The sequence below is a fragment of the Acinetobacter sp. YH01007 genome (genome assembly GCF_013420425.1).
GTDB classification, from domain to species: Bacteria; Pseudomonadota; Gammaproteobacteria; order Pseudomonadales; family Moraxellaceae; genus Acinetobacter; species Acinetobacter towneri.
Window position 1 is genome coordinate 1 of the sequence record NZ_VOYC01000033.1, and the last position, 17,540, is coordinate 17,540.

Sequence of the window (17,540 nt, forward strand, 5' to 3'; positions counted from 1 at the left end):
GCCGAGTCGTAAAGCTCAGAAAGCTAGCAATGAACAAAGAAATTTAAATCCTGTTCTTGACTCTTGCAGTTAAAAACAGGACATTTTAAATGGTTTATCGCATAGACATTTTAATTGGTGAATAACAACAGCTTTTTAAATTGTGTTATAATTCAGTATGCTAACACCTAGTTTACAGCCCACTCACCCTCGAGTGGGCTTTTTTTATGATTTTTCACGTTCCACGCCTATTCTTTAATCAATGTTCCACGGTTTTATTTAATGTTGCTGAACAATCAATGGATACCAGTAAAGCCCTTTAGGTCTTCTGTTGCTTCAAATATAAAGTCTCTACGATCAAGGATTAGACAATCTTTATTGTGTCGTCTGACTGATCTTGTGGCTTTGCTAATATCATGGCAATCCCAAGATTTGGGATAATACTTTATTAAAGAACGGACAATCTTGTTTTTATATTCTGAGTTTTCTATAATCTTAATTATGTTACATAATCAAGATTGATAATAAAAATGACGCAAAATAAGCATGGTGGTGCACGCAAAGGTTCTGGCCGTCCTTTTGTCTATAACGAACCGACCAAGGTCATTCGGGTGCCAGAGTCTCGTGTATTGGAAATCAAGAAATACCTGAAAAAAAATGACACTCCAAAGTTTAACGATATTTCCTCTATTACATTGCTTGAGACAAAAACACATTATGAGATTCCTGTTGCTTTGCAAAAAGTTGCTGCAGGCTTCCCTTCCCCTGCTCAGGACTATATCGATAAGACCCTTGATCTAAACGAGTTTCTTATTCAAAACCAACAGGCAACCTTTATCGTTGAAGTGGAATCCTTATCCATGCGTGATGCAGGGATTGATCTGAATGACAAGCTAATCGTTGACCGTAGTATTGAAGCCAAGCATGGGGATATTGTTCTGGCATTGATAGACAATGATTTTACGATTAAACGTTTAATGATTGAGGGTAATCAATGCTGGTTGCAGGCGGCTAATCCTGATTTTGCTGATATCTATTTGAAAGATAATCAAACCATGCTGATTTGGGGTGTGGTTACCAGTGTGATCAAGAAGTTCAGATGAGCAGTTACGAGCGGATTTATGCCCTGATTGATATTAACAACTGTTATGTCAGTTGTGAGCGGGTATTTAATCCCAGTCTAAACAACAAACCTGTCATTGTTCTCAGCAATAACGATGGCTGTGCTGTGGCAAGAAGTAATGAAGCCAAAGCGCTGGGCATCAAAATGGGCGTTCCTCTCTTTCAAATACAAGATATTGTTCAGCAACATCAGGTCGTGGTGTTATCCAGTAACTATGCTTTATATGCTGAAATGTCCAAGCGTTTTCATTCAATTTTGGCTAGTTTTGTTGCGCCACCTGAACAGGAAATCTATTCAATTGATGAGTGTTTTTTAGACCTGACCAGTTATGCACAAAATTTTGACTTAACTCAGTATGCGCATCACATGAAACAACGATTGTTGGATTGGATTGGCTTGCCCGTCTCGATTGGTATCGGGCGTAGTAAAACTGAAGCCAAAATGGCCAACCATCTTGCCAAAAAAAGACAGGGTTTCAAGGGTGTGTGTAACTTACTCAATATGGATTTCCTAGATCAGGAAATGCTTTATTCAGACATTGAGGTCGGTGAAGTTTGGGGCGTTGGTCGTAAGTTAGTTAAAAAACTAAATGCCATGGGAATCTATTCGGTACTGGATTTAGTGATGCAAGATTCTCATCGCATGGCGAGCCTTTTTTCTGTGGTAATGCAAAGAACAGTATTGGAGCTGCAAGGTGTTTCTTGTATGCAGTTAGATGATGCCCCTCCCCCCAAACAGCAAATCATAGCAAGTCGTTCATTTGGTGAAAAAGTTACCGAGCAAGATGATCTCAAAGAGGCTATGGGCAAGTATGTACAGGATGCGGTCATACGTTTACGAGCAGACGCTTCCTTATGTGGATGTGTCATTGCTTTTGTGCAATCGAATCCTTTTGATTCAAAGGTTCCCTATTACAGTAAATCGTTGGCTTTTGAGTTTCCTGAACCGACGGATTGTGTTTTGGATCTGATTAAAACAGCTATGCAACTGCTGGAACACATTTATAAATCTGACGTGAAATATAAAAAGTGTGGTGTAATTCTGACGGATTTAATTGCTAAGCAGCGCTTTACTCCTGACCTGCTGACGGACCACAGCCAGCGTGAAAGTAATGAAAGCCTCATGCAGACTTTAGAAGCGGTACAGGCGAGATATGGGAAAACTAAATTAGCTGTTGGCAGCTGCTACTTGCCACAACGAAAGTGGTCCATGAATCGTACCCATTTGACCCAAAACTATTTCAGCTGGCAGGGATTATTAAAGATCAGCCATTAAATTAATTAGCCTCACCTATTTGGTTTAAGTCAGCTTAATGAAGAACTCGACACATAAGCCGACACAGGCTTGATCCTCAGTCAACCATTTAACAACGTAAGTATGTTGTTTGGGATCCATGTAACACCTCTCGAGGAAAAGGTGGTTAGTAATAAAACTCTGCTCAAGCAAATTTATTGGGTTAACTGTCAGTTTTCACCATCTCATGTCCTTTATTTCTAGAACATTCTAGACTTTTCTCGACCTAGAATTTTTATTCTTTAAAGGTGTCATTCAACGCCTGTTGCACAGCATCAATACGTAATTTGCAGGCTTTATAGGCAGTCATGGACTCTTCAACGATCGCCATAAGGTTATCAATATCCGGTTCTTCCTGAGATTCAAGAAATTCGGCATTTTTCTTGAGAATTTCATAACCTTTCTTGAAACTTAGTTCTTCATTGTTCATGTGCGTTTACCTGTGTCACGGTGGCATCAATGGTGCCATCCTTAAGTTCAATCTGTAATTGCTGGTCAGTAATCTGCTGTATGGAACGGATGGCTTTGCCTTGGCTACGGACAATTGCATAGCCCTTGGCCATCACATTACGTGGATTCTGTAGCAAGGTTTCCCTCATCAATGACTCTACCTGCTGTGAAGCTAGTTTAATCTGTTGTTGAGCAAGATACTTAGTATCACTCTTCAGCATATCAACTCTACGTTGGGCTTCATTGATCTGGTTCTGTGTCAGAGTTTTGATAGTTTTCAGATACTGATCACTCTGGCTCTGGTAGGTGATCAACTGGTGCTGTGACAGTAGCTTGATGGTCTGCAAAGCAGTACTAACTTCATTGACTCGCTCCACAATCAGGTTACGGATCCCTGCGATCACTTTACTCGGAGTATCAAAGGAACGGTGTGCAATTTCATCCAAAATAGTGTGGTCTTTCTCGTGGCCAATACCGACCCAGATAGGCACAGTTCTTTTACACAGCAGTGCGGCCAGATCATAATCATTCAGGTAAGCTAGGTCATTCACGGCTCCACCACCACGGATAATCACAATAAGGTCTGGTGCTATCAAGTAATCTTGAGCCCACTGTCTTAAGGCACGGCCCAAAACCTGAATGATGCTGGCAGAAGCAGTATTACCCTGAAAAGTTGCTGAATGATAAACGAAATGGCAGACACCAGCCTGAGCCAGGGCATCCGCATCTTTTTTAAAGTCACCTAACCCTGCAGCATTTTCCGGTGCAATGACCAAGACATTCTGAATATCAAAGGGTACCGGCAACTGTTTATTGTTATTGAGCAGGCCTTCCTCAGTCAGTCGCAGCAGAATCTGCTGATAGCGTTTGGCGATGTCTCCTAGAGTAAAGCTAGAGTCGATATCTTCGATATTGACCGAGAAGCCATATTGCGGATCAAATCTAGCTTTGACCTTGATCAGTACATTCAGGTCTTTCGACAGTTCAATACCACTTTCTCGTTCAAACTTTAGAACTATTTTTTGTGCCGTAAATTTCCAAATGGTGCCTTTACAACTAGCGATCACCTTATGGCTTTCTTCATCTTTCTCAGCCAACTCAAGATAATAGTGACCGCCTTTAATACTTAAATTACGGATCTCAGCCTTGACCCACACTGCCCCATCAAAAGTCAGATGGATGACTTCCTGTACAGTGGCAAGGTATTCACTAAGGCTGAGTTGTTGACGTTCTGACATGATGTAAAGGATAGCTAAAATATAAGGAGGTGAGATTTAACCTAATATTGATCAATTCTACTGCAAATCAGATGAGTTTATTGCAATTTTGAGAAATGTATAAGTTCTTCTTAGACACCTAGAGTGATCATTGAGATTTTTAGTTTAATTATACTTTTATATTAAAATAGATATATAATCAATAAAATCATTATATTTTACTATTTTAATAAAATTATGAAGCAATACTGTACACTGCAAATCTACCAAGACTATGAATGGCATGACTGTGCTTTGGTTGAGGTTACGGATGATCAAAATGCTGGATGGCAGGCAGCTACACGTACATCATATTTGTTCGAATATGCTATTTCATATATGGATCTAAGAGATGGTCATGCGCTTGCTTATGACTTACCAGTGAACGTTCAAAATAGATTGGAATCAACTTGGCCAGCATTTCTTATGGATCTATTACCTCAAGGATACGGCCGCAAAGAATTACTAATACAGCTTGATTTTTCTGAGAATGTTCAGGAACAAGCGGACTGGGCGCTTTTAAAAGCAGGCGCAGGAAATCCAATTGGGAATCTGCGAGTCAAAGAGGCTCATGAGTGGTTACAAAGTCATTTCCCAAAGCTGCAGAATCAGGGATTTAGCCTAAGCCAAATTATTGAACGTAAAGAGAAGTTTATTGAATCGCTCGCATCTTATGGACTTTTTATTGCTGGTTCATCTGGTATTCAGGGTGAGTGGCCAAAATTGTTGTTAACACAAGGTTATGATGATCTTTTCTATCTAGATCATACTCTTCCAGATGATCAAGTTAAGCAGCATTGGTTGGTTAAATTTAGCCGCGGCAGTGATCAAAATTTGAATAAAATCCTGATGAACGAAGCTTTGTATATGAAAGTCGCTCAGTACTTGCAACTACGTGTACACCGGGATCTTGAGCTACATGGCAAGACTTTGTTTATTCCAAGATTTGATCGCAAAGTAATTAATGGCAAAGTTGAAAGAATTGCTCAGGAAAGCCTTGCATCTCTAGGTGGGAAGGCGGGCTTTGGGGTTAGAATGACCCATAATCAAATATGTACCCTGCTTATGGAGGCTTGTACCGAACCAAAGCAGGAAGTATTTGAGTATTTGAAGCGTGATCTCGCAAATGTTGCCTTAGGCAATAAAGATAACCATACTCGCAATACAGCAATCCAACGCTTCAATAATGGTAAAATTCAGCTCACACCATTATTTGATTTTGCGCCAATGTGGTTACATCCTGATGGTATTGCACGTACTACTCGTTGGGAAAGAGATGATCATGGTGGTATGCCACTTTTGAGTTCTGTGATTGAGCAGATAGCTGAAAGCACTTCGATTGGTCCACAAGAAATTAAAACTTTATTAATTGAACAGTTACCAATTTATCGGGGATTGTTAGAAAAGATGCAGGCTCTTCAAGTAGCGGATGAAATTCTGGAAAATAGCCAATATCGAATAATCAATATTTGCCAGCAGTTGGAGGAGATCAGCCATGGATAAACGTTTTAAACCATTGACCCCTATTCAACAAATGGAAAAAAGACTATCTGTGCTTGAAACCATCAATAATCATCCAGACTGGTCTTTTTATCAAGTTGCTCGATTTATTCGAACAGAGCTACATTTAACACTGAATGATATGGCTAAAATTACTAAGATTGCGCCACAGACACTGCAAAAAATGGAGCAACCAGGGAGCAATCCTACTTTGAAATCCATGCAGAAATTACTCGATACTTTCGGTTTACAATTACAAATAAAAGTTAAATGATTTTTAATTCTGAGCCATCGGTTTTTCTAAAATCTTATCCGTTTAAGGATACAAAGAGGAAATAAACAGGCTCTAGGTTGTTTTATGATTATTTTTAGACAAACGACTCCAAAACCTTATGTAGCAAGGGTTTTGTCTCTACAGTAATTAATTTGTTTTTGAAAAAATGGAGTAGAGTGTTTGAAATATGAATAATCGAATTCGGTTTCTGTAAGCACAGTAATTTCATCTGCATGTGCTTTATATTCATCTATATTTTCGAGTAATTCATCCTCTGAGAATGGGAGTTTTTTTTGATTTTCAGTGTCGTTCATAGAGTCATATCCTGAGAAGTTATTTAGATCATCATAAACCAGACATTTTTAATGGTGAGAATACAGACACTTTAAATGGTTTCTAACACAAAAAAGGGAGCTTATAGCTCACTGCTGTCCCATAGTTTGATTTAAATAAAAAAACCTGAGTCTGAATCGTTAAAATATAAGTGCGAACCAACACTTTAACGACCAAGGACTCAGGTTTTGTCATATCAGAATACCGTATTTCATCAATTGATTAAACCCATACTCCGACAAGATTTTGAACGTCTTGTTCAAATACATCATGTCGGTCAGAAATTTAGAGCCGCTTCAAGATGGGATCAGTTCATTGCCATACTGATGTCTCAACTTTCCTGCAGACAAAGTCTGCGGGATATTCAATCTAATCTAGAGTGTCAACAAGAAAAGCTGAATGCTCTCGGAGCAAAGTCTATCACCCTCGCAGTACACTGGCTCGAATCAATCAGGAACAGCCTGCAGCCTTGTATGAACAGCTATTTTACACCTTGCTTAAATCTTATGAACACTCAAAAGTAGCTCATAAATTCCGCTTTAAGAATCCCTTATATTCCCTGGATGCCAGCCATATTGATCTGTCATTTTCCTTATGTGAATGGGCCAAAGTGCATGAATCCAAAGCCAGCATGAAACTTAGCGTTGGCTTAAATTACAGCAATACCATTCCTGAATTTGTGGCGCTTGGGGATGGCATTGAAAATGATATGGTACAAGGCAGAGCATTCAAATTTCCTGCTGGCAGTATTGTCGTATTTGACAAAGGATATATTGATTATCAATGGTTTGCCCAATTGACTCATCAAAAGGTCAGTTTTGTCACCCGATTGCGCCCAAAGACAGTTTATCAAGTGAAATCTAGCCGCAGCGTATTAGCATCTAAAGGTATTATTGCGGATGAATGGATTGAATTAAGTAGTGCTTATGCAAAGAAAAGAGGTGCTCCCAAATTATTAAGACGTATAGAATTTTATGATACCGATAAGAACAGGACGTTTGAGTTTCTGAGTAATAACTTTCATCTGGCAGCATTAACGATTGCTGCAATTTATAAAGACCGTTGGAAAGTGGAGCTGTTCTTTAAAGCACTTAAACAGAATTTAAAATTAAAGTCATTTCTAGGCCGAAGCCGTAATGCCATACAAACTCAAATTTGGATCGCGTTAATCGCCTATTTGCTGGTGAGTTTCGCTCAACATCTGGGGAAAGAAGGCTGGACAGTGCAGCGCTTACTCAGAATCATTCAAGTGAATTTGTTTGAAAGAAAAACGTTAAAAGCTTTATTCTCACCCGATAAAATCCCCATTAAACAAGAGGAAGCTTATTTAAGCTTCCTCTTGTGAAAAATTGTGGGACAGCAGTGGCTTATAGCTACCTTTTTTATCGTTACACATTAAATCCTATATGTTTTCCTGTTGGAAGCTCCACATCAATACGGAGCTTACCACCCATTGCCTCAACATACTTTTTCATGGTTGAAATCTTTAAATCATTACCACGATTTTCAATTGCTGAAAGTGATGGCTGTTTTATTCCCAAAGTTTCAGCAAGTTCTTTTTGGGAAATCTCTAACTCTTCTCGAATAAGATGGAGCTGAGTCTCTAACAGTAGCTCATCAGCCATTTTTTTAATACGTGCTTGGCTCTCTGGAGAGCGACTAACCAATAATTCCTGTAAGGTTTTAGCCATTAGATTGTTCTCCTAGGGTTGAGAGATGAAGTTCGTATTGCTGTTCTGCAATGTCCAGCATCTCTTTTATAGAAACGCTTTTTACCGCCTTTATCACCGATGCAAAGCACAATGGCCTGTCGTAATGGATCAAATGCAAAAAAGGCTCTAAGTGGTTTACCTCTATGCTGAACGCGTAGCTCTTTCATATTGGTAAATTTAGAGTCATACACGGTATCCACTAAAGGGCGACCTAAGCTAGGTCCCTGCTGCTGTAGAACGACCAAAGCTGCGAGGACTTTCTCTTGTGTTGATTCATCTTGCTGCTCAAGCCACTCATTAAACAGATCTGTTGTGATGACTGTCCACATATCACAACCAAAATATAGATTATAGTCTATATTTTATAGTGAACTTAGTCAGTTTTCAAATGGTAATAAAAAACCCCGACATCCTGTCGGGGTTTTTCGTGTTTGGTTGCAAGGTATAACTTCTGTCGTACCTAACCATCCTTGTGCTGATCTTTCTTATTCTTGTTGTTTGGAGCTTCCTGCTTTCCTTGACTACATCATAAGAAATAAAGCTTTGATCAGCTAGAAGCAGATTCCTTAAATTACTGTACGTCAAAGCGTACAAAAATGGCTTAAAAATAGCCCCAGAGTTATCCCCATAAATTGTGGATTTTTTTCAGGTTGAAAGCCTTATAGATTGTAGGTGATTTTCTGTTTTGAGTGTTTTTTGAGCAAAAATGTTGGCAAAAAATATCAAAACCGCTCATAAAAAAGCCGACTTGTTTCAAAATCGGCTTTTTGTGCATTTTTAGATTTTTCTGGTTTTATTAAGTATCTGATATTTATATTAATATACAAGTGTATTGCGTATAACCACCATTATGTTAAATGGACAATTAATAATTGAATATTTCACCTTTTTTTTAATTAGTAGCTAAAATTACTTTATAATTTAAACTTATAAGGTATTTAAAGTGAAAAGTCCTCTTTCTAAAATATTTCTACTAAATATTCTCATAATGGCTGGTAGTGTTGCGTATGCCATTGAAGTTAAGCCATTCAAATTTATAAAAAATAATGAAGGTTATCCAGAAAATATTGGTTTATATAAAATAACAAATAAATACAGTGAGTTATATGTAAAACAGTATCCATTTTCTATTGAGAACAATAATAGAAATGCTGGTTTTATTAGTGAGATCGACCCACAATGTGAAATCTTAGAAAAGATATATAAGCAACAGCAGAATACTTATGTTGTAACAAGTACATGTGGCGCATGGTTTGGTATGAGTAGCCCAGAAAGCCATTATTTTATATATGAGTTTAACGATCTAGCAAAATTAATTAAATCTGAAACTATTGAATTCAAAGAGTCATTAGATATTACTATTTCAGAGCTTAATTCAGGTATAAAAATAACATCAAGCCAAAGTCCTAAAACTGGGAAAAAATATGATTATGAATACAAAAATGGGAGCTTATATGACTTCTCAACATCTATGAATAGAAATTTAGTTTCAAAAGAAAATGATAGAATCTGTAAGGGATTCTATGATCAAGTTTATACTCAATTTAAGTATTCTTATGTACCTGGTATGACTAATCTTTTTGAAATTTTACCTAGACATGCTTATTCATGGGTTCCAAACAAAATAAAATCTAGTGAAGAATTATCAGATAAATTAGCCAATGATTTAAAAGGGAAAGATCTAACACAACGTAGAAATGTTCCTTATTCAAGATTTAAACAAGACTATTGTTCTTAACTAAACTTAAGTATTCCTAAAATTAATATAATAGGTGCTATGCAAAGTCAAAATGTTAGAACCCATTCAAAATGGGAGCTATAAGCTCCCATTTTTAGTCTTTAATACGCTTTTTAGCTTCGTCATAAACTATGCTATCAGCTCGTTTCCCGACTGTGATGAGCAAGATAACTACCTGATCATCTTTAAATTGATAGACAAGTCTGACACCAGCTTTTAATAATTTAATTTTATAGCAACCTGCAAGATTGCCTCTCAGCATATTCTTTGGAATATGTGGCTGCTCTATGACTTTGGCTAGTTACTTCTTAAATTGATCTCGTATAGCAACAGGGAGTTTTTCCCATTTGTGTGTCCTTACCCATTTAACCCATTTAAAATTATTAAATTAAAAAATAAATTGAACAACAGAAATAATATAAGTATATTTCTGGAAATTAGCTTTAAAGAGACTAAGTAGGTGAAAAGACTATTAAAAATTACATTAATCAGCGTAATGGTTCTTAATGCTCAAAATATATTTGCAAAAATAATTATAGATAATGCAAATTATCAATCTAAAATTATAAAATTAAATAGTACAAAGAATCCCAAAATAACAAGAGCTTGGGTAGAAACCGAGTTTAAAGAGGAGAAGAATAGGTCAACAGTTCTATATGAGATAGATTGCGAACAAGAAAAATTCCGAAGACTAGGAGGAGTTATGTACAAAGAAGTAACAGGTGATCCAATAGCTATGGAACCTACAAAAGAAGAATATATAATTCCAAATACAAATCTAGATACGCTTAAAAGGGAGGTATGTACAGGAAAATATTAGAAAAACTTGAGAGATTTGGGGGATCAGAGAATTATTGTAGTTATCCTGATCTAAATGACAATTCAAGAGTAAAGATAGAAAAAATTTGTTATTTAATTTAGGGCGGCACTGTCACACGAGGGTGTAAATAATTCTGTGTAAATACAGTTTTATTTACAGTCTCTAAAGCTCCCTTTTTATAGGGCACTGTTGCAAATAGGCTGACATGATAAGCTAAATATCTTATTTATTTCGAGATACAGCAGATGAATCCCTTCCACGGTCGGCACTTTCAAGGTGAAATCATTCTTTGGGCTGTTCGTTGGTATTGTAAATATGGCATCAGCTATCGTGAACTTCAAGAAATGCTCGCTGAACGAGGCATAAATGTGGATCACAGTACAATTTATCGTTGGGTTCAGCGTTATGCTCCAGAAATGGAAAAACGGTTACGCTGGTATTGGCGTAACCCTACAGATTTACATTCATGGCATATGGATGAGACTTATATCAAAGTGAAGGGGCGATGGACTTACCTGTATCGTGCAGTTGATCAACGTGGTCATACGATTGACTTTTACCTTTCCGCTAGACGGAACAGTAAATCAGCCTATTGTTTTTTAGGAAAGATCTTCAATACGGTGAAAAAATGGCAAATTCCACGGGTCATCAATACAGATAAAGCAGCGACCTATGGCCATGCTTTATCACGGTTAAAGCGAGAAGGAAAATGTCCAGTAGATATTGAGCACAGGCAGATTAAGTATAAAAATAATGTCATTGAATGTGATCATGGTAAGTTAAAGCGAATCATCAGGGCCACATTAGGATTCAAATCTATGAAGACTGCTTATGCCACAATTAAAGGTATTGAAGTCATGCGTGCACTACGTAAAGGACAAGCATCGTCATTTTATTATGGTCAGCCTCAGGGTGAAGTGTGTCTAATCAACAGGGTTTTCGGTCTCTAAGCACTTTTTAAAGGGAACATCATCGACTCAAATCTCTATTTGCAACAGTGCCGTCAAATTAACGAACACACGGATATTATTGCTGAATATGAGCAACACAAGCAAGGTCGCACTATTACAGGATTTACCTTTAAATTTAAACAAAGAACCAAGCCCAAAACGGTAAAAGCTGAAAAGACAGAGCGTGATCCACATACAGTAGATATGTTTATAACCATGACCGATAATCAACGCTTTGCCTTCGCTAAAAAAATATCTCAATTACATGAGGCATCGTATTTGGCACAAGGGCAAGCAGGTCGAAGTTACGATGTGTTTGCTGAACAAATTGCTGAAGCATTATTAGATAGTGAAAAGCAGAAAGTATATTTACCCTTCTTATCGAAATTAGGGTTTAAATTTTAAGATTTTTATTCGCTGTTTACAGGTTGTGGTAGAAGTAGTCCTTGATATCAAAAACAAAAATTATTTTAAGGGAATAAAGGCTTCTGACTATCACCAAATGATAAGTTATCTGAGTTCTATTCAGTGAAAAACTGCTATATTAGGGGTCAGCACAGAAAACGGAAATTATAGGGCGGTAAGTACATTTATTTACTTCTATGTAGTTGTTATTTAAGAACTTCGTTAAAAATCTTTCAATTAAATTGCATGTTGCCAATCTCTAGCAGACAGGCAAAGCATAAAAATATAAATCTTTGATTTTAATAAATTAATTAGTCGACAAAATTCCTTGTCGTACTATTTTCTCCAAATTCTGGGGTAACCCCTATCAAATCAAAAACTCGATGATATGCGTCATTTAGTTGATCAAATACCTTCTTACGGCAGTCAATCTATACCTAAAATAAACGATCCTAGTTGGGAGGGGTTATTAGATGATCGGAGAATATCTTGGAATATGAACGACATCACCATAATAGAAAGGCTAGTACTTATTTATTATACTTTTAGTATGAAGGTTCTTAGTGTTTTCAATCAAGAATTTGCAGAGAGAGGAGTTTCTTTTTCATACTCTGATTAGTATGCCTATGGCAAACCAATTTCACTGCTTCGGTACCCTAGTGAGGACTAGAACCTTAGGCTGTAGGCTAATGATATTGGTATATTGAGTTATTTAGGTAGTCGCGGTGTACTTCATGGTGTATAGAAAGTTAGTTTTTCGAGCTAATAAAGCCATTTTGACAAAATTTAAGAAGTATTTTAGAAAACTAGATAGTTACACAGAATTTAGGGTAGTCTCAAAATGAAAGTTATAACTAATGGTTCTTTAACATCTTCTAATTCCTTTGGTGAAAAATAAGATTCCATTTTATGCTTAACTCTCAACTTTTTTTCGCTAAATCATTTATTTTACGAAGGTTAGACTTTCAATATTAAACTTACAATTCTTGTAATACAGCCATTCCAATAGGCTTAAGAAGTTGAGAGTGGCATTTCTTGCATAGAATTATTTTGTATTAAATAAAATAACTAAAGGTTTGGCTCGTGAAGATCTCAATAAGAAAACTGTATGTAATTAGCTTAAGTGCATTAATTACTGTGGCTTGTTCCAGTCAAAGTGAATCAGAAGGGATGCTAATTATAAATAACAAAACCTCCGAAGATATAACTAAGGTTAATTTAACTTATAAAACCACTAATAAATCAGAAAATATAGGTAATTTATCTCCTAATCAATCATTTAAGTATCCTATAAAATATTCTGACACCGAAGACTCTATAGTAATTACATATACTGATAGTAATAATACAGTGCATAAGGATGTAGCTGTTCCTTATTTCGGTAAATATGATAAGAAAAATTATAGTTATAATATCAAGTAGTTTAAGTATTATTAATATTTAGAGTGTACGGCATTGACGGTATAGGTTAAATTGACACTACAAGACAGCACTTTAACCAATTTCAACAGCAACATCCCCAAATATATTTAATATAAATTAAGCATGAGATATAAAAATGCACGCCTTTGATATTATCATACCCCAATATACAGGTATCGCTGAAGATGATGATAGCCACGACCATGATGTATTTTGTTATTTAGGAAATTTAGAAGGCAACGGACAAATATTACCCCGTAACCATCATTTAGCTGTTAGCCAAAATGATATTACTCGCGTGACTGTGGTGTGTCCTGAAATGGATGCCCTTGACCGTAAAAATATGAACAGCTATGCCCAAGAAATGCACAATAAAATCGAACAGTTAGCAGGTAAACCCATTCAAACCTTGTATATCGGAGAAGACCATGACTATCCTCTTCCCCGTTATGCCGTACCAACGCAATCTGAATTTTACATGTTGCGTTGGGGCTGGAGTTCGCCTTTACTAGATGGAGTAACCTTACAAGGCATTCCTCTATATAAAATCCCATATACCCAACCTGATCACCCTTGTTATGATAATGTGTGGTCATGGTATCGTCAGGCTGAAGCGTTATATCGTTTGTGGCTTGGTTCTCAACCAGTAAGTGAAGCCTTTGCCTTAGAGCAAATGCAAAATCCCAATTCTGAGCATAGCAAAATAGGTCGAGAATTGTGCCGTATCATTGAACAAAGCACAGGTGTACCCACCTATTATTTTCTAATGAATTACCGTGATTGGACACAGGCAGAAGATATGGAACAAAAATGTCCACTGACAGGGCAGGATTGGCTATTGCCTGCCAATACCTATCACTATATTGATTTTAAATGCGATGAGAGTCGTTTGGTGAGTGAGTTGAGTCAAAATTGGTCGGATGAAAGCGAGGACTGACCGAATGAAAAATTATTTGTGGTAAGCTCATAAAGCCTATCAAGCATAGAGATAAAAATAACACCCAAACTATCTGTAACCAACCGTGAATCGTCTCGATATTTTCGGAGAGTGTTTTACTGGAATCAGGTACAGGACAAGTTTATTTTCAGTATACCCTAGCGGAACCACCTAAAAAGGCACTGTTGCAAATAGGCTGACATGATAAGCTAAATATCTTATTTATTTCGAGATACAGCAGATGAATCCCTTCCACGGTCGGCACTTTCAAGGTGAAATCATTCTTTGGGCTGTTCGTTGGTATTGTAAATATGGCATCAGCTATCGTGAACTTCAAGAAATGCTCGCTGAACGAGGCATAAATGTGGATCACAGTACAATTTATCGTTGGGTTCAGCGTTATGCTCCAGAAATGGAAAAACGGTTACGCTGGTATTGGCGTAACCCTACAGATTTACATTCATGGCATATGGATGAGACTTATATCAAAGTGAAGGGGCGATGGACTTACCTGTATCGTGCAGTTGATCAACGTGGTCATACGATTGACTTTTACCTTTCCGCTAGACGGAACAGTAAATCAGCCTATTGTTTTTTAGGAAAGATCTTCAATACGGTGAAAAAATGGCAAATTCCACGGGTCATCAATACAGATAAAGCAGCGACCTATGGCCATGCTTTATCACGGTTAAAGCGAGAAGGAAAATGTCCAGTAGATATTGAGCACAGGCAGATTAAGTATAAAAATAATGTCATTGAATGTGATCATGGTAAGTTAAAGCGAATCATCAGGGCCACATTAGGATTCAAATCTATGAAGACTGCTTATGCCACAATTAAAGGTATTGAAGTCATGCGTGCACTACGTAAAGGACAAGCATCGTCATTTTATTATGGTCAGCCTCAGGGTGAAGTGTGTCTAATCAACAGGGTTTTCGGTCTCTAAGCACTTTTTAAAGGGAACATCATCGACTCAAATCTCTATTTGCAACAGTGCCCAAAAAAGATTGAAAACCATTTTAAAGCTTTCGACTTAACCTTTTTTTACATCAATAATGGCTTCATTTAATGTCAGCATACTTTTTGAAACACCACCTGATTTTCTTGTACACTGTCAGACAAGACAGACTCCAGTAAAGTTTTATCTGGCTGCAAATTTTCAAACTCTTGGTACAGATAACCAATTTTTAATTTCGGTACAGCATAGATCCCTTCATACTTATTTCTGATTAAAGAAAAAAGAGTAGATTTACCACTTCCATTATCCCCCAATACAGCAACTTTTTGTTTGTTTCGGATTTCAAAAGAGGCATGATTAAAAATCAAATGATTATCATATCCAAAAGTTACTTCTTCACCACGAATTAATATTTTATTTTTCGGGGGATTTGTTAGCTCAAAATTAATTCGAATATTTGCCTGTTCTTCGACTTGTTCTTTTACATCTAACTGCTCTATTCGTGATTGCACGGCTTTTGCTTGCTTTGCTATTGCTTTTTGTCGCCCTCCAAAAGACTTGTAAGTAGATATGAAACTTCTAGCTCTAATTTCAGAATTACTCATATTCCTTGGCTTATCTGTTATCGCTTCAGCTTGCCTTTTTTTCTGCAAATAAGCTTCCTCTAGTTGCTTTTTCTTTGCTTGATAATTTTCATATTCTCTTTTCTCAGTGTGAATTTGATGTTCCTTCTGCTGTTTATATGCAGTATAATTCCCGTCAAAACAGTTAATGGTATTGTTGTCAATCTCAATAATTCGATTACACAATTCATCTAATAAATTTGTATCGTGGCTAATAATCATCATTGTGTTATATTTTCCTAAATTTCGCTTTAGCAATTGAATCCCTTTAGTATCTAAATTCGCTGTTGGTTCATCTAGTAAAAGTATTGAACTACTCTTAGAAAAAGTCTCAGCTAAACGTAAACGAGTTTTTTCCCCACCACTGAACCAACCTTCAGATATTGTTGAGCTGGAGCGAAATTCTTTCAATTGCCAAGAATCTACTGATTCGTGGTATTGACCGAATTGTTTATAATAAGAGATATCTCCCTTAACCTCAACATTTCCCTTGTCAGGAGCTATATCATTGTTAATGATCTCCAACAACGTCGTTTTTCCACTTCCGTTTAACCCGACTACACCAATAATATCGTTCTTAAAAACAGTTAATTTATCAAAAGTAAAAAGAAGCTTGCCTCCAAAATATTTTTCTATTCCTCTCATTTTTATCAATTCCATACAATCGCCTCCCTTTCTAGCGATTAAGTTAATAAACATATTAAATCATTAATTAGTTTTTGTAGTTTAGAGAGTTTATTTCTTAGGGTTTCTATTCCTCAATTATTCCGTATCCTTCTGGTGCAGGAATCCCATGTTCCGAAGAACGACTGACTGATTCCCACTCTTTCCATGTAAATATACGTTTTTCTGCATTTTCAACAGCTAAATCATATACAAGGCTTCCCAGAACTAATCGGAGAGGCGGATTCTCACTATTAACCAGTTTCATTATAGCTTCGGCGGCTAACTTAGGATCACTATCCACCGATTCGTTTGAATATTGTTGGGCCAACTTTTCACGTAATGAATCATACTCTTTTTTCTGTGTAGTAAAACTCATTTTTAAGTATAGATTCGTCCAGTAACCTCCAGGTTCTACGATAGATACTTTTATACCAAAATGTGCAGCTTCTTGTGCTAAAGCCTCGCTAAATCCTTCTAAAGCAAATTTACTAGCGCTATAGATTCCCGACATTGGACCACTAATCAGTCCACCAATACTAGATATCTGGATAATATGACCTGATTCTTGTGCCCGCAAGTACGGCATAACAGCTTGACTTACCCATACTGTACCGAAGAAATTAGTTTCCATTTGGCTTCTAACTTCATCTTCACTAAATTCTTCAATCATTCCCATTACCATATTCCCTGCATTGTTAATGACAATATCGAGTCTTCCAAAATGTTTAATGGCAGTTTCCACTGTAGTCGAAACAGCACTTCTATCAGTAACATCAAGACTTAAAGGAAGTAACATTCCTTCAAACTGGCATTTTAACTCATTCAGTTTTTCAATATTTCTAGCAACACCAACAACCTTCTCTCCTGACTCCAATGCTTTTTTTGTGAATTCGTATCCTAGTCCACTGCTTGCACCTGTAATAAACCACACACGTGTATTTTCATTGTTATTAAATGTCATAAATAATCTCCTCGGTAGTGTTTCAAAAAGTATGCTGAAGAAAAAGCCGATTGGATTTTGATAAAATAGAGAAATGCAAATAACTCTAGCAATCAAATGTCCAACCTGCCTCAGTGATAGTATAAAGAAAAATGGTATCA

Annotated in this window: 18 protein-coding genes and 2 pseudogenes; 12 read left to right on the forward strand and 8 right to left on the reverse strand. The window is 36.8% G+C overall.

Annotated features, from left to right (window positions below; all coding sequences use genetic code 11):
- The first annotated feature begins 509 nt into the window (after positions 1 to 509).
- Positions 510 to 1,082: a LexA family transcriptional regulator gene (locus FTT74_RS13230; RefSeq protein WP_000193118.1), complete on the forward strand. Its 573-nt coding sequence runs from the start codon at positions 510 to 512 to the stop codon at positions 1,080 to 1,082.
- A complete protein-coding gene (locus FTT74_RS13235) occupies positions 1,079 to 2,377 on the forward strand; it encodes a Y-family DNA polymerase (RefSeq protein WP_000100479.1) in 1,299 nt (432 codons plus the stop codon). The genes FTT74_RS13230 and FTT74_RS13235 overlap by 4 nt, the downstream gene beginning before the upstream one ends.
- A gap of 253 nt (positions 2,378 to 2,630) precedes the next feature.
- Here FTT74_RS13235 and xseB read toward each other — a convergent pair whose 3' ends face one another.
- Together xseB and xseA are read right to left on the reverse strand one after the other, a co-directional pair.
- Positions 2,631 to 2,825, reverse strand: coding sequence for an exodeoxyribonuclease VII small subunit (gene xseB, locus FTT74_RS13240; protein ID WP_001058302.1), 195 nt, complete (start codon positions 2,823 to 2,825; stop codon positions 2,631 to 2,633).
- Positions 2,815 to 4,083: an exodeoxyribonuclease VII large subunit gene (xseA, locus tag FTT74_RS13245; RefSeq protein ID WP_000004127.1), complete on the reverse strand. Its 1,269-nt coding sequence runs from the start codon at positions 4,081 to 4,083 to the stop codon at positions 2,815 to 2,817. Before xseA ends, xseB begins: the two co-directional genes overlap by 11 nt.
- A 216-nt stretch (positions 4,084 to 4,299) precedes the next feature.
- Here xseA and FTT74_RS13250 point away from each other — a divergent pair, with 216 nt between their 5' ends.
- On the forward strand, positions 4,300 to 5,604 hold the full coding sequence (locus tag FTT74_RS13250) for a type II toxin-antitoxin system HipA family toxin (protein WP_000816116.1): 1,305 nt from the start codon (positions 4,300 to 4,302) through the stop codon (positions 5,602 to 5,604).
- Positions 5,597 to 5,875: a helix-turn-helix domain-containing protein gene (locus tag FTT74_RS13255; protein WP_000361155.1), complete on the forward strand. Its 279-nt coding sequence runs from the start codon at positions 5,597 to 5,599 to the stop codon at positions 5,873 to 5,875. The genes FTT74_RS13250 and FTT74_RS13255 overlap by 8 nt, the downstream gene beginning before the upstream one ends.
- Before the next feature lie 116 nt (positions 5,876 to 5,991).
- On the opposite strand, the gene FTT74_RS13260 is transcribed toward FTT74_RS13255, so the two are convergent.
- The gene (locus FTT74_RS13260) at positions 5,992 to 6,189 is read right to left on the reverse strand and encodes a hypothetical protein (protein WP_096902802.1); all 198 of its coding nucleotides are present in this window, start codon (positions 6,187 to 6,189) and stop codon (positions 5,992 to 5,994) included.
- Between the two features lie 207 nt (positions 6,190 to 6,396).
- Between FTT74_RS13260 and FTT74_RS13265 the strand changes: the two are divergent.
- Positions 6,397 to 7,553 (forward strand): annotated as a pseudogene (locus FTT74_RS13265) (IS4 family transposase).
- 43 nt (positions 7,554 to 7,596) lie between these two features.
- On the opposite strand, the gene FTT74_RS13270 reads toward FTT74_RS13265, so the two are convergent.
- Complete coding sequence (locus FTT74_RS13270) at positions 7,597 to 7,899, reverse strand: helix-turn-helix domain-containing protein (protein WP_096902794.1); 303 nt, start codon at positions 7,897 to 7,899, stop codon at positions 7,597 to 7,599.
- A pseudogene (locus FTT74_RS13275) lies at positions 7,892 to 8,249 on the reverse strand (type II toxin-antitoxin system RelE/ParE family toxin). Before FTT74_RS13275 ends, FTT74_RS13270 begins: the two are co-directional and overlap by 8 nt.
- Before the next feature lie 614 nt (positions 8,250 to 8,863).
- On the opposite strand from FTT74_RS13275, the gene FTT74_RS13280 reads away from it, so the two are divergent.
- Positions 8,864 to 9,658, forward strand: coding sequence for a hypothetical protein (locus tag FTT74_RS13280; RefSeq protein ID WP_031946098.1), 795 nt, complete (start codon positions 8,864 to 8,866; stop codon positions 9,656 to 9,658).
- 94 nt (positions 9,659 to 9,752) lie between these two features.
- Here FTT74_RS13280 and FTT74_RS13285 read toward each other — a convergent pair whose 3' ends face one another.
- A complete protein-coding gene (locus FTT74_RS13285) occupies positions 9,753 to 9,947 on the reverse strand; it encodes a type II toxin-antitoxin system RelE/ParE family toxin (RefSeq protein ID WP_050595110.1) in 195 nt (64 codons plus the stop codon).
- Positions 9,948 to 10,118: 171 nt separating this feature from the next.
- Here FTT74_RS13285 and FTT74_RS13290 point away from each other — a divergent pair, with 171 nt between their 5' ends.
- From FTT74_RS13290 to FTT74_RS13315, 6 genes are all read left to right on the forward strand, one after another.
- A complete protein-coding gene (locus FTT74_RS13290) occupies positions 10,119 to 10,478 on the forward strand; it encodes a surface-adhesin E family protein (RefSeq protein ID WP_179989163.1) in 360 nt (119 codons plus the stop codon).
- Positions 10,479 to 10,723: 245 nt separating this feature from the next.
- Entirely contained in the window at positions 10,724 to 11,428 is a 705-nt protein-coding gene (locus FTT74_RS13295) for an IS6-like element IS1008 family transposase (protein ID WP_043963410.1), read from the forward strand.
- A 39-nt stretch (positions 11,429 to 11,467) separates the two neighbouring features.
- On the forward strand, positions 11,468 to 11,833 hold the full coding sequence (locus FTT74_RS13300) for a RepB family plasmid replication initiator protein (RefSeq protein WP_218944957.1): 366 nt from the start codon (positions 11,468 to 11,470) through the stop codon (positions 11,831 to 11,833).
- 1,083 nt (positions 11,834 to 12,916) lie between these two features.
- Positions 12,917 to 13,255: a hypothetical protein gene (locus tag FTT74_RS13305; protein WP_114237945.1), complete on the forward strand. Its 339-nt coding sequence runs from the start codon at positions 12,917 to 12,919 to the stop codon at positions 13,253 to 13,255.
- Positions 13,256 to 13,391: 136 nt separating this feature from the next.
- Positions 13,392 to 14,192, forward strand: a complete 801-nt coding sequence (locus FTT74_RS13310) for a DUF2310 family Zn-ribbon-containing protein (protein WP_114237944.1) — start codon at positions 13,392 to 13,394, stop codon at positions 14,190 to 14,192.
- A gap of 241 nt (positions 14,193 to 14,433) precedes the next feature.
- Positions 14,434 to 15,138: an IS6-like element IS1008 family transposase gene (locus FTT74_RS13315; RefSeq protein WP_043963410.1), complete on the forward strand. Its 705-nt coding sequence runs from the start codon at positions 14,434 to 14,436 to the stop codon at positions 15,136 to 15,138.
- Positions 15,139 to 15,263: 125 nt separating this feature from the next.
- Here the strand turns inward: FTT74_RS13315 and FTT74_RS13320 are convergent, their stop codons facing one another.
- Together FTT74_RS13320 and FTT74_RS13325 are read right to left on the reverse strand one after the other, a co-directional pair.
- Positions 15,264 to 16,433, reverse strand: coding sequence for an ATP-binding cassette domain-containing protein (locus tag FTT74_RS13320; protein WP_179989164.1), 1,170 nt, complete (start codon positions 16,431 to 16,433; stop codon positions 15,264 to 15,266).
- Positions 16,434 to 16,524: 91 nt separating this feature from the next.
- Positions 16,525 to 17,400, reverse strand: a complete 876-nt coding sequence (locus FTT74_RS13325; RefSeq protein WP_078081115.1) for an SDR family oxidoreductase — start codon at positions 17,398 to 17,400, stop codon at positions 16,525 to 16,527.
- Between the last annotated feature and the right edge of the window lie 140 nt (positions 17,401 to 17,540).

What these genes read in the sequence shown, in the direction of transcription:
- FTT74_RS13235 (WP_000100479.1), top strand. Translation starts at nt 1,079, where the DNA reads ATGAGCAGTTACGAGCGGATTTATGCCCTGATTGATATTAACAACTGT.
- FTT74_RS13315 (WP_043963410.1), top strand. Translation starts at nt 14,434, where the DNA reads ATGAATCCCTTCCACGGTCGGCACTTTCAAGGTGAAATCATTCTTTGG.
- FTT74_RS13255 (WP_000361155.1), top strand. Translation starts at nt 5,597, where the DNA reads ATGGATAAACGTTTTAAACCATTGACCCCTATTCAACAAATGGAAAAA.
- FTT74_RS13230 (WP_000193118.1), top strand. Translation starts at nt 510, where the DNA reads ATGACGCAAAATAAGCATGGTGGTGCACGCAAAGGTTCTGGCCGTCCT.
- xseB (WP_001058302.1), bottom strand. Translation starts at nt 2,825, where the DNA reads ATGAACAATGAAGAACTAAGTTTCAAGAAAGGTTATGAAATTCTCAAG.
- FTT74_RS13320 (WP_179989164.1), bottom strand. Translation starts at nt 16,433, where the DNA reads ATGGAATTGATAAAAATGAGAGGAATAGAAAAATATTTTGGAGGCAAG.
- FTT74_RS13325 (WP_078081115.1), bottom strand. Translation starts at nt 17,400, where the DNA reads ATGACATTTAATAACAATGAAAATACACGTGTGTGGTTTATTACAGGT.
- FTT74_RS13310 (WP_114237944.1), top strand. Translation starts at nt 13,392, where the DNA reads ATGCACGCCTTTGATATTATCATACCCCAATATACAGGTATCGCTGAA.
- FTT74_RS13270 (WP_096902794.1), bottom strand. Translation starts at nt 7,899, where the DNA reads ATGGCTAAAACCTTACAGGAATTATTGGTTAGTCGCTCTCCAGAGAGC.
- FTT74_RS13295 (WP_043963410.1), top strand. Translation starts at nt 10,724, where the DNA reads ATGAATCCCTTCCACGGTCGGCACTTTCAAGGTGAAATCATTCTTTGG.
- xseA (WP_000004127.1), bottom strand. Translation starts at nt 4,083, where the DNA reads ATGTCAGAACGTCAACAACTCAGCCTTAGTGAATACCTTGCCACTGTA.
- FTT74_RS13260 (WP_096902802.1), bottom strand. Translation starts at nt 6,189, where the DNA reads ATGAACGACACTGAAAATCAAAAAAAACTCCCATTCTCAGAGGATGAA.
- FTT74_RS13250 (WP_000816116.1), top strand. Translation starts at nt 4,300, where the DNA reads ATGAAGCAATACTGTACACTGCAAATCTACCAAGACTATGAATGGCAT.